Raw genomic sequence first — 11,677 nt, 5'->3', positions numbered from 1 at the left:
TGTCACATGATCGCCACCCCCGGCCAAACACATCCACCCACCCGGGCAGTCGCGTAGCCGGGCCGGCGGTTCTCGGGGTGATCGGCTGGCCAAGCACACCCGCCCACCCGAGCGTTTGCTTGGCTGGGCTGGCGGTTTTCGGGGCGGTCGGCTGGGCGGGCACATCCACCCACTGGGGCAGTTGGCTCGCCGGGCCGCCGGTTCTTGGGGTGGTCGGCTGGGCGATCGCATCGACCCACCCGGGCAATTGGCTCGCCGGGCAGGCGGTCTTTGGGGTGGTCGGCTGGGCAAGCACCTCCACCCACCCGGGCATTCGCTCGCCGGGCCAGCGGTTTCGGAGGTGGTCGGCCGACAAGCACATCCGCCCACCTGGGCATTTCGGTGGCTGGGCCGCCGGTTCTGGGGGTGGTCGGCCGACAGGCGCGTCCGCCCACCCGGGCGTTTGCGCAGTCGGGCTGGCGGTTTGTCGGGGTTGCCGGTTGTTGCTGCGCCGGTGGGGGTTTCGGGTGGCTGGGGCTGGGCCTGTGGTGTGTTGGTGGTGCGGTCCGTGGGTCCTAAGTGGTCACCACCTCCACTGCCACGGTATGTGCGGGGAGGGCGGAGAGGCCGAGGACTCGGGCCGGGCCGCTGCCCTCGGTCACCCGGACCGTGACCGTGGTGCGTGCTGCCATGTCCAGCAGGAGTGCCATTCCGGAGCTGCTCAGGTAGGACACCTCGGTCAGGTCGACGGTCAGTGGTTCGCCGTGTGCCGCGTGTGCCAGCAGTTCCGGGCGCCAGTGGGCCGCGCCGGTCAGGTCGAGGTCGCCGTTGATCCGCACGCGGTGGTCGGGGGTTGTGGGTGTCCGCTCCACTTGTGGTGGGGGCGTTGTGGTCGGTGTGGTTTCGGTGTTCGTGGGGAGCCGGGCGTCGATCAGGGTTCCTTCTGGGCCGTGCTGGATGGTTGTTGCCGCCAGGCTGCGGATCATGGCCAGGCCGCGGCCTCGGTGGCCGGGGTCCGCCGGGGGTGGCCGCCAGCGCCCGCGGTCGCGCACCTGGGTGCGCAGGGAGCCGCCTGCGCCTCGGGTGACCGAGTAGTCCAGTGTGCCGCCGCCGTTCGGGTAGGCGTGTTCGACCGAGTTGGCCGTCGCCTCGCCCAGGATGAGGTTGAGGTCGATCACGGTGTCCTGGGGCAGGGCCGCGAGGGCGCCCCAGCGGCTGATGTCCGTGCGCACCTCGGCCAGCACCGCCGGGGTGGCGGGCACGTCCCTCCTGCTCAGGGGGGCGGGCAGGTAGCGGGCGACGACCAGGGCCACGTCGTCGTCGTGGCCGTCGGCCAGGAGGGCGGTGGTGATGCGGTCGGTGATGGTCTCCGGGTCCAGGGCGTGCAGCGGGGCGACGAGGTCGGCCAGGCGGGCCAGGTCGTCGTCGATGAGGTGGTCACGGCGTTCGACGAGGCCGTCGGTGTAGAGCACCAGTGAGGTGCCGGGGGAGAGGTGGACCTCGTTCTCGGTGAACGTGCCGTCCGCGCCCAGGAGCGTGCCGGTGGTGCCGGTCAGGAAGCGCGCGCCCGTCTCGTCCACCACCAGCGGTGGCGGGTGGCCCGCGGCCGACCAGCGCAGGACCCCGGTCTCCCAGTCGAGCAGCAGGCAGGCGCAGGTGCTGCCCACCGCGCCGGGGTTGCGGGTCGCGAACAGGTCCAACCGCTGGAGGGCGGACGCGGGGGAGTGGCCGTCGAGCAGGTAGGCGGCCAGCGCGCTGCGCAGTTGGCCCATGACCGCCGCCGCCCGCGGGCCCTTGCCGACCACGTCGCCGACCACCATCGCCACGGACGTGCGGCTGGTGGGCAGCACCTCGTACCAGTCGCCGCCGGTCTGCGCGTGCCGCGACCCCGACCGGTACCGGGCCGCGGTGGCCAGCCGCGCCAGGTCGGGCAGCTCGCGCGGCAGCAGGCTGTGCTGCAGCGCCTGGGCGATCTCGTGCTCGCGGCGCAGCTCGGCCTCCCGCTCCGCCTCGGCCGCGCGGCGGGCGGTGACGTCGCGGCCGATCGCCTGCAGGCCCGCCGGGGTGCCCGCGATGCTCAACTCCACCGAGATCGTGGCGCCGGAGGCGTGCCGCACCTCCCACACCTCGGTGACCTGCTCCCCGGTGGCCACCCGCGCCACCAGGTCGGCCAACCGGTCCGGCGAGCCCGGCAGCAGCAGGTCGGGCACCGACATCGACAGCAGGCGCTCGCGGGAGTGCCCGAGCAGCGCGCACGCCGCCGGGTTCACCTCCACCAAGCGCAGGTCGTGGTCGGCCATCCAGACCGCGTCGGCCGCGTGCTCGAACAGCATCCGGTGCCGCCGCTCGCTCTCCCGCAGCTCCCGCGCGGCGTGCGCGCGCTCCAGCGACTCCCAGCACCGGGCGGCGACGTCGCCCACCAGCTCGACGTCGTCGTCGGTCCACGCCCGGGGCGAGGCCTGGTGCACGGCCATGGCCGCGGTGAACCGGCCCGCCTTGAGCAGCGGGACGCAGATCACCGCCCGGATGCCGGTCAGCCGGTAGGCGTCGAGGTCCCTGACCGCCGGGTCGGTCCCGCTGTCGGTCACCACCCACGGCTCGCCCGCGCGCATGGCCCGCAGGCAGCCCGCGCCGAAGTCGGCCATCGAGTACCGGCCGGGCAGGTGCGGCAGGCCGGTGGCGTGGTCACCGCTCATCAGGAAGTGGTCCTCGTCGGCCTCCGCCCTGGCGTAGGCGCACCGGTCGGCGCCCAGGTGCTCACCGAGCCCGCGGGCCGCCTCGGCCATGATCTGCTCGGCGTCGGTCAGCGGTTGCAGCGCCAACTCCAGCTCGGCGAGGAACCGCTCCCGGTCCTCGTCGAACCGCCGCGCCGTGACGTCCACCATCAACCCGCGCAGCGTGCGCGGTTCACCCCCCGCGCCCCGGACCACGTGGACGACGTCGTGCACCCACAGCACCCGCCCGTCGGCGGCGGTGACCCGGTAGTCGGACTCGAAGTCGTCGCGCTCGGCCACGTTCCGCGCGCGGAACTCCGCCGCCGCGGCCCGGTCGTCGGGGTGGGTGATCGACGCCCAGAACCCCCGGTCACCCGTCCAACGGGTGACCGGGTACCCCAACAGGGTCTCGGCGTGCTCGGACACGAACGTGAACGCCCCCGTCCGCGCGTCCGCCTCCCACACCACCAGCGGCAGCCCACCCAACAAGCCGCGCAGTCGCTCCGCTTCGTCCACGCCACGATGGTGCCCCGATCCCCCGTCCGATGCCCGACGAATCGCCGAAGGACCCCCACGACAACTCGCCGTGACGCGGGCGCCCGCCACCTCGGCTCTCCGACCCGCCGACCACCGCGTGGCGGAACACCCCGCGGACCAGGGCCGAAGATCACCCACCAGGGGCTCTAGTAGTTGCCCAGTCCGCCGCAGACGTTCAGCGCCTGGGCGGTCACCGCCCCGGCCCGCTCGCAGACCAGGTACTCGACCATGGCCGCCACCTCGTCCGACTCCACGTACCGGTGGATCGGCACGCGGGCCGTGATGCGGTCGAACGCCTCCTCGGTGTCGACCCCCCAGATCCCGGCGTAGTGCTCGCGCACCCGCGCGGCCATGGGGGTCTCGACGAACCCGGGGCACACGGCGTTCACGGTGATGCCGGTGGCGGCCAGCTCCAGCCCGAGCGCCTTGCTGAACCCGACCACCCCGTGCTTCGACGCCGAGTAGGGTGCGGCGTGCACCACGCCCTGCTTGCCCCCGGTCGAGGCGATGTTGACCACCCGGCCCCACTTGCGGTCCAGCATGGCGCCGGTGGTGAGCACCGCCTTCGTCATCAGGAACACGCTGTTGAGGTTGGTGTTGATGACGTCGAACCACAGCTCGTCGGGGATCTCGGCGGTGGCGCCACCGCCGCTGCGCCCGGCGTTGTTGACCAGGACGTCGATCGGCCCGTACCGGTCGACGGCGGCGCGGACGAACCGCCCCACCTGGTCGGCGGAGGTCACGTCGCACGCGCTCCCGTCCACCTCGAGCCCCCGGGCCCGCAGGGACCCCACCGTGCGGGCCAGCCGATCCGCGTCCCGGGCGCAGAGGTAGACCCGCCTGCCCTGCTGGGCCAGCCGTTCGGCGATGACCAGCCCCATCCCGCTGGTGGCACCGGTGACGATCGCGACCTGCTGGTCGACTCGGCTCATGGCTCTTCCCTTCGCGGTGGTGGAACGCGGGCGACGGCACGACGGTGACCGGTGCCGCTCGGAGTCCGGTCGTGCCCGTCTTGGCCCCGGGGGGCGGGGTTCGAGCGACCCGCTAGTCCGGTGCGCCACGGTGGCGGCTTCCGCACGGCACCGGGAGGAACCCATGACCACGACCGACACCGCCCGCGACCTCCACGGCGAGGTGGTGCACTTCCTCGCCAGGCAGACGCACCTGATGGACGGCCGCGACTTCGAGGGCTTCGCCGCGACCTTCACCGAGGACGGCGAGTTCAGCCACACGCCGGGGCAGTTGGCCGCCACCAGGGCGGGGATCGTGGCGGAACTGGTCGAGTTCCACCGGCGCTTCGACGACGACCCGGTGGTCCGCAGGCACTGGTTCAACATGGTCGTCCTCGACCCGGGGGAGGGTGGTTCCTGGCGCGCGACCTACTACGCCTACACGGTCAACACCAGGCCGGGTGGCGACCAGCGCATCGGGCCCAGTTGCCTGGTGACCGACGTGCTGGTGCGGGTGGGGGACGAACTGCTGACCAGGTCCAGGCACGTCCGGCAGGACCGGCTCCACTTCGACTGAGCCGCTGACCGGGGCGCGGGGTTTCCGCAGGCGGTGGAGACCCCGCGCCGGTGGACCGGGAGGTCGGTCCGCGGATCACCCGAGCCGCACGCCGCGCCGTGAGCCGACCTCGACGTCCTCGTAGCCCTCCTTCCGCAGCCCGGACCGGTAGGCGCGGTCCACCACCGGCCGCAACACCCGACCGATCCCGGGAATCCCCACGACGGCCTTGAGCGCGCGAGCGAGCGGGCCCCTCCGGGCGTCGGCCATGTTCGCGGCGAGGTGGGCCCCGGCCAGCGCCATCAGATCCGGCACCGCGTGGCGATCGAGGTGCGTGGCCGCCGTCCACACCCCCGAGCGCGCCACGGCGGCGCAGGCGGTCACCTCGGCGTGGTCGACGTCGACGAGCAGCGCCGCGTGCGGGGGCGTCCCGCGCAACGCCATCGTCTCCAACAACGCCGGATCGTCGGTGATCGAGCCCCGGCCGCGGACGTGCAGCACGTCGGTGCGGCCGGGGACGAGGGCGGCGAACGAGAGCCGGTCGTCCCGGAGGACGTTGTGGAGGCTGTCCGCGCGCCTGTTGCCCCTGCGGTCCGGGATGACGAGCGTCCGGGCGTCGAGAACCCGCGCGACGACGTCCCGGTCCCCGCGCGGGCTGGTGTCACCGCCGCCCGAATCGTCCCACGTGGACAGGGCGAGGAACGGGGCGGCGGTGAGGAAGTCCGCGACACCGGGCCCGCGCAGCGGTCCGTCGCCCTCGACGCCGGGCGTCGGGGGCGTGGGAGCGGGTGGCTGCCACAGGCGCGAGCGGATGACGGCCTGCCCGCAGTGCACGTACGCCTCCTGGACGTCGACGAACGTCTCGGTGCCCTTCCGCCTGGCAACAGAACCGTTGACGCGCAACGTTTCCCTGATGCCCGGCAGGAGGAAGACGAAGGACACCGGGCCGTGCGCCTCGCCGTCGGGCAGGGTGAACGAGATCCGCGTCGGCGAGTGGACGCGCACGAATCCCGGTGCGCCGCCGACGAACGCCGTGCGGCTGACGCCGTCGGCGTCGCGGTGACCGAAGCCCGCCAGCGGGCAGAGCGCGAGGATGGCGCGGCAGCCCTCGTCGAGGGCGCTGACCTGCTTCAGCATGATGATCGACGGCGGTCGTCCCACGACGGCCTCGACCTCGTCGAACGTCGTCATGCGGTGGAGTGCGCTGAACTGCATCGGAACCCCCTCAGCCCGGCGCGGACCGACCGCGCCGCAGGCAACCCGCGAACGGGTGAGATTATTATGAGCAATAGCTCACATGTTTTCCACTCGCTTTCGATGCCCTCGGGGAGGACCACGATGCCACCGACGGACCGCCGCTTGGAGCCACGTCGCAAGCCCCGCCAGGTGCGCGCCGAGCTCACGCGCGAGCGCATCCTCACCGCGGCTGCTCACGTTTTCGCCCAGCACGGCTACGCTGCGGGCACCACCAACCGCATCGCCGAGCACGCCCACGTCTCCATCGGCTCGCTGTACCAGTACTTCCCGAACAAGGACGCCATCCTCGCCGAACTCCTGGTCCAGCACATCGACCGCGGCACCTGGACCAGCGCCGACGATGTCGACCTCTCACCGGGGACGCTGGAGGCGACGGTCCGGGCGTTCGTCCGCGACGCCATCGACAACCACAGCGACGACCCCCGCCTGCTCCGGGTGATGATCGAGGAGGCACCGGTCTCCCGGGCGCTGCACGACACGATCGACCGGCACGAGAAGCTGCGCACGGCCCAGGTCCGCGACATCCTCGTCCGGCACCCCGACATCCACGTGGGCGACCCCGACACCGCCGCGCAGATCATCCTGTTCACCGTGGAGATCAACACGCACAGGTTCATGGCCGCTCCGCAGACCGTCCCCGTCGAGACGTTCGAGAACGAACTGGTCGCCATGGTGACCCGCTACCTGCGCGGGGGCCAGTAGGCGCGATGCACCCGCCGACGACCGGCAGGCACACCCGAGGCGGTGTCCGCGCCGAACGACGCGCAGACGTCCACCGGGGCGTCCGCAGCCCCGACCGCTCCACCGCTCCACTGCACAGGTCAAAACCCGGACCGGGCGCTGTGCTCGGCGGCGAAGGCAGCGGCGGAGGACATGGTCGTCGCGCTGTTGCGGCCGAGGGCGTTCCGCACGAACACCTTGGCGTCGGCCACGGTCTTGCCCGCTCCGAGCACGGTGCCGACCGCCCCGGGGTTGATGACCACCGTGTGCCGGGAGGTCACCAGCGCGCCCTCCGGCCCCTCGGTGAAGGTCCACAGGCCACTGTGCCCGTGCAGCAGCTCCGGGGTGACCACCTGCTTGTACGCGATCCACTCCCCTTCACCGCACACCCGGACCGACCGGGTGGTGTGCCGGGAGCCGTCCGCCGTCACCGTGTCCAGCTCCAGGTCCTGGACGCCGGGGGCCGGTTCGGACAGCACCGCCCTGGAGACGTGCGGCAGCCGCTCGGCCCACAGGTCCGCGCGTGCCACGAACTCGTAGGCGCCCGCCGCCGAGCCGGACAGGGCCCGGGCGTCGGTGAACGAGAAGACGACGTCCTCGACCGGGTGACCGGACTGCGCGACGCGGGCCAGGGCGGCGAGTTCCTCCGGGCTGTTGCGGTCCAGTGCCGCGGTGACCCACCCCACGGTCCCGGGGTCGTCGTCGGTCGTGGTGAAGCGGTGCAGCAGCACGACCTCGCACCGGTTCCCCGGCAGGGCGCGGAACCGCCACTCGCCGCCCATCGAGGCGATCGGCGGCGCGCTCACCTCGCGGTCGAAGGTCACCCGCAACCCGCCGGGGTCCAGCGTGCGCCGGGAGGTCCAGGTGCTGACGGCCCCGTTCACCGTGGCCCACAGCTCGAAGCGCTCCTCGCGCTCGGACCGGTCGAGGTGCCGGACGTGCACGCTCGGGCCGAACACGGCGGGCCAGGCGGTGACGTCGGCGACCAGGCCGTAGAGGACCCGCGGCGGCGCCGCGACGACCAGTCGGTGTTCGGTGTGGTGTTCGCGTTCGGTTCGCATCGGTGCTGTCGCCTCTTCCTCGGGTGCTGGGTGGACGGGTCGGCACCGCCCCGGCAGATGATCGGGGCTGCTGCTCGTGCTCCGCTGGTGCGCCCGTCGGGCCCGAGCCGAGGCGGTGGGGCGGGCGGACCCCGCCCCACCGCCTCGGCGCTCAGCGGTCGGCGGTCACCGAGAGCGAGTGGCGGAAGTGGTTGCCCGGGTCCCAGTGGGCCTTCGCCCGTTGCAGCCGCGGGTAGTTCTGGCCGAAGTAGAAGGTGTGCCACGGCACGCCGGACCGGTTGAACCGCGGGTCGGTGATGTCGGGGTCGGGGGCGTTGATGTTGCAGCCCTCGTAGCGCTCGCCGGGCACGGGGTAGCCGCCGGTGGACGCGAACACCTCACCGTAGAGCTCGCGCAGCCAACCGAGGTTCGCCTCGTCCTCGGCCTCGGTGACCCAGTAGTTCTCCAGCACCGCGACGAGGGCGGACCGGCGCTGGAACACCGCGGTGTCGGTGGGGGCCAGGGCGTTCACCTGCCCGCCCGCCATCGCCCCGAGTTGCAGCAGCGAGGCGCCGGGGAACGGGTTGGAGTAGTCCCGCCTGGTCATGTGCCGGTAGATGGCGCCGATCTGCTCGTCGGTGAAGCGCTCGCGCAGGTAGGCCTGCTTGATCCCGCTGCGCAGCGTCGAGTTGGTCATGACCGTGGGGTTGCTGGTGTCGATGGTCTCGGTGGAGGCCAGCCACGGCAGCCGCCGGAACGGGAACGGGCCGGTGATCCCGGTGCCCGCGGTGACCGCGTCGAGGTAGTCCCGCAGCAGCTCCTCCGCGCCGGGGACCGTGGCGTCGACCTGGGTGAGCATCCCGATGCCGCCCGTCGAGACGTGCTGGACGAACAGCAGGCCGCAGAGCGCGGCGCCGGGCGAGTCCGGGGCGCTGTGGTCGACGTACCACTGGCACTGGTTCCGGATCAGGGCGGTGAAGGTGGCCTGGTCGAGCTGCTCCCACGCGGCGAACGCGGTGCTGATCAGCACCTCGGCCGGGGGGTTCGGCAGTTGCGCCGCCGGGTCGTGCCCGGTGGCGCCCCGGGTGCGGAACCAGAACTTCGTGATCACCCCGAAGCTGCCGCCGCCCCCGCCCGCGCAGGCCCACCACAGGTCGTTGAGCCTGCCGGTGTCCTGCCGCGAGGCGACGACGGTCCGCACGTCGCCGTGCCGGTCGACCACCACCACCTCGACGGCCTCGATCAGGTCGGCGACGTTGCCGAACTGGCGCGAGAGCAGGCCGTGGCCGCCGCCGGTCGCGTGGCCGCCGATGCCGACCGACGGGCACACCCCGCCGGGGAGCGTCACGCCCCAACCGCGGAACAGCGTTTCGTAGATGTGGCCCAGTTGCGCGCCGCTCTCGACGGCGAACGCCCTGCGGTGCGGGTCGTAGTGGATGCCGTCCATCAGCGAGAGGTCGATGATGATCTCGGCTTCGGCGTGGTAGGCCAGGTCGGCGTAGCAGTGCCCGCCGCTGCGGACGGAGATCCGCTTCCCGGTCCGCACGGCTTCCCGGACCACTCTCTCGACCTGCTCGGCGCTCCCGACGAGCCGGACGCTTTCCGGCTTCGCCCCCCACCGCCGGTTGAAACCGACCACCAGTTCGGGATAACGCCGATCATCGGATGTCACCGTCACCGGTCCGAATGCGCTTCTGCGCGTCGCAGTGCTTTCTATGTCGTTCTGCATGTTCTCCGCTCCCCCTTGATCCGTTGTTTTCCCACTGAAACATTCACACATCCCCGGGCGCGGTTCCGGCGCTTTCCGCGAATCGCGAGCCGGGATTGATCCGCCTCCCAGCGATCCGCGATCGAGCCCGCGCACACTCCGAACCCGTCGATGCCGACCGCACCCGCGTGGCGGCGGGCCGAACGCGCGGTCACCCCGCAGGCGCGGTAATCGCGGACAGGAGACAAACCGCATGACACGTTTCATCGACCTCAGCGTGACCACGACGGACACCCCCAGCGAAGCGACACCGGTCAAGGTCGACCTGCTCGACCACCGCGCGGCCGCGGCCGTGCTCGGACTGCGACCGGAGGACTTCCCCGGGGGGATGGCCATCTCCAACGAGACGGTCACCCTCACCACGCACACCGGCACCCACATGGACGCCCCGCTGCACTACGGCCCGGAGAGCGGCGGGCGGCCCGCCAAGAGCATCGATCAGGTGCCGCTCGACTGGTGCCACGGCCCCGGCGTGCGCCTGGACCTGCGGCACGTGCCCGCCGGGGCGGGGATCACCGAGGCGCACCTGACCGCCGCGCTGGCCGCCGCCGGGCACGACCTCGCCCCGGGCGACCTGGTGCTCCTGTGGACCGGAGCGGACGCGCTCTGGGGGTCGGCCGACTACCTCACCGACTACCCCGGCCTCACCGGGGAGGGCACGGCCTTCCTGGTGGAGCGCGGGGTGCGGGTCATCGGCATCGACGCTTGGGGCCTGGACCGCCCGATGCGGTCCATGGTCGACGACTACCGCCGCACCGGCGATCGCGCCCACCTGTGGCCCGCACACCTCTACGGCCGCAGCAGGGAGTACCTGCAACTGGAGAAGCTCGCCAACCTGGGGGACCTCCCCGCGGCGACGGGGTTCACGGTCTCCTGCTTCCCCGTCTCCCTCGCGGGCGCGGGAGCGGGGTGGACCCGGGTCGTGGCGATGCTCTGATGCCCGGCGGCGCGTGTCGCGGCAGGACCGGCACGCGCCGTCGAACCGTTCCCCCGTGGTCGGAGCGTCAGAGCGCCATGCGCGGTGGCGCGTGACCGCTCCCGGTCGCCAACAGCTCGTGTTGCAGCAGTTGCAGTTCCGGGGCCGGTTCCACGCCCAACTCCCGGTCGAGGATGCGCCAGAGGTTCCGGTAGGCCTCCAGCGCCTCCGCCCGCCTGCCGCACCGGTGCAGGGAGCGGATGAGCTGGGCGTGCAGGCTCTCGTTCAGCGGGTTCTCGGCCACCAGCAGGCGGAGCCGGGGGACGACCTCCCGGTCCCGGCCGAGGCGCCTGCTCGCGGCCACCCACAGCTCGGTGGCGGAGAACCTGAACTCGTCGAGGTAGGTGACGTGGGCGTCGAGCACCCTGCCCAGCGGCATGCCCGCGAGCACCGGACCCCGCCAGAGGGCCACCGCCCGGTCGACGGACTCGATCGCCGCCTCCGGCTGCCCGGCGTGCAGTTGCCGCCGCGCCTGGCCGACCAGCCGCTCGAACACCTTGATGTCGATCGCGTCGTCGGCGACGTCCACCGCGTACCCGGACGGTCTGGTGAGCAGCAGCCCCTTCCCCTCCGGCATCTTCGCGAACATCCTGCGCGCGTGGTAGACGTAGGTCTGCAGCGTGGTGAGCGCGCTGCGCGGGACGTCCTCCCCCCAGAGCTCCTCGATCAGCGTGTCCACCCGGACGGTCTCGCCGTTCTGCACCAGCAGCACGCCGAGGATCTGGGTGATCTTCGATTTGGGCAGGAAGGAAAGTTTTCCCTCCGCCGTTTCAATGGTGAATTGGCCCAACAGGTGAAACTTCAAGGTGATCCCCCCGGTCGAAACAAATGCTCGGCGCGGGCACCCATCCCCGAATACCCACGTTTCGCGAAAACACTGTCACTGTCCTGCGCCATTGTCTGCACCATGCACGAAGTGCTGTGCGGCAAGAGGCTGTGCGGTGACAGTCCGAGACTTCCTCACCGAGGGTAGGAGGAGTACATCTCGCGTGCAACGAAATGCAATGTGACTTGAATCACACACATTCACTCGAAAGGGAAGTATTTGTTCTGACCGTCGCGCTCAATCGACATCGGCCTCCCCTTTCGGGTAGGTCCAACAGCTCGAACGGTCAGTTCTGGCAATCGGTTGGAGCTGCCAGGCTGAAAGAGGAAACCCCGGAGCCGTCGGACGCGAACC

9 protein-coding genes are annotated in these 11,677 nt (G+C 71.9%); 3 read left to right on the top strand and 6 right to left on the bottom strand.

The genetic code is table 11. The features are described from left to right. Nucleotides 1-554: 554 nt before the first annotated feature. Nucleotides 555-3,209 (bottom strand): SpoIIE family protein phosphatase, encoded by a 2,655-nt coding sequence (locus tag UO65_RS20035; protein WP_052021396.1) that lies wholly within the window; start codon nucleotides 3,207-3,209, stop codon nucleotides 555-557. 167 nt (nucleotides 3,210-3,376) lie between these two features. Continuing rightward, complete coding sequence (locus UO65_RS20030) at nucleotides 3,377-4,162, bottom strand: SDR family NAD(P)-dependent oxidoreductase (protein ID WP_035284871.1); 786 nt, start codon at nucleotides 4,160-4,162, stop codon at nucleotides 3,377-3,379. A gap of 163 nt (nucleotides 4,163-4,325) precedes the next feature. Here UO65_RS20030 and UO65_RS20025 point away from each other — a divergent pair, with 163 nt between their 5' ends. Further along, nucleotides 4,326-4,757 (top strand): nuclear transport factor 2 family protein, encoded by a 432-nt coding sequence (locus tag UO65_RS20025; protein WP_035284869.1) that lies wholly within the window; start codon nucleotides 4,326-4,328, stop codon nucleotides 4,755-4,757. 75 nt (nucleotides 4,758-4,832) lie between these two features. Here UO65_RS20025 and UO65_RS20020 read toward each other — a convergent pair whose 3' ends face one another. Next, nucleotides 4,833-5,927 (bottom strand): pyridoxamine 5'-phosphate oxidase family protein, encoded by a 1,095-nt coding sequence (locus UO65_RS20020; protein ID WP_233427763.1) that lies wholly within the window; start codon nucleotides 5,925-5,927, stop codon nucleotides 4,833-4,835. A gap of 147 nt (nucleotides 5,928-6,074) precedes the next feature. On the opposite strand from UO65_RS20020, the gene UO65_RS20015 reads away from it, so the two are divergent. Then, nucleotides 6,075-6,695: a TetR/AcrR family transcriptional regulator gene (locus UO65_RS20015; RefSeq protein WP_035284867.1), complete on the top strand. Its 621-nt coding sequence runs from the start codon at nucleotides 6,075-6,077 to the stop codon at nucleotides 6,693-6,695. 119 nt (nucleotides 6,696-6,814) lie between these two features. Here UO65_RS20015 and UO65_RS20010 read toward each other — a convergent pair whose 3' ends face one another. Together UO65_RS20010 and UO65_RS20005 are read right to left on the bottom strand one after the other, a co-directional pair. Then, a complete protein-coding gene (locus tag UO65_RS20010; RefSeq protein ID WP_035284865.1) occupies nucleotides 6,815-7,774 on the bottom strand; it encodes an aromatase/cyclase in 960 nt (319 codons plus the stop codon). 151 nt (nucleotides 7,775-7,925) lie between these two features. Then, nucleotides 7,926-9,392, bottom strand: coding sequence for an FAD-dependent oxidoreductase (locus UO65_RS20005; protein ID WP_200873411.1), 1,467 nt, complete (start codon nucleotides 9,390-9,392; stop codon nucleotides 7,926-7,928). Nucleotides 9,393-9,714: 322 nt separating this feature from the next. Here UO65_RS20005 and UO65_RS20000 point away from each other — a divergent pair, with 322 nt between their 5' ends. Further along, entirely contained in the window at nucleotides 9,715-10,458 is a 744-nt protein-coding gene (locus tag UO65_RS20000) for a cyclase family protein (protein ID WP_035284860.1), read from the top strand. Between the two features lie 67 nt (nucleotides 10,459-10,525). Here UO65_RS20000 and UO65_RS19995 read toward each other — a convergent pair whose 3' ends face one another. After that, a complete protein-coding gene (locus UO65_RS19995) occupies nucleotides 10,526-11,302 on the bottom strand; it encodes an AfsR/SARP family transcriptional regulator (RefSeq protein ID WP_035284858.1) in 777 nt (258 codons plus the stop codon). Nucleotides 11,303-11,677 lie beyond the last annotated feature (375 nt).

Origin of the sequence: Actinokineospora spheciospongiae, assembly GCF_000564855.1 — a bacterium.
Lineage (GTDB): Bacteria > Actinomycetota > Actinomycetes > Mycobacteriales > Pseudonocardiaceae > Actinokineospora > Actinokineospora spheciospongiae.
This window is presented reverse-complemented; position numbering and strand designations above follow the sequence as displayed.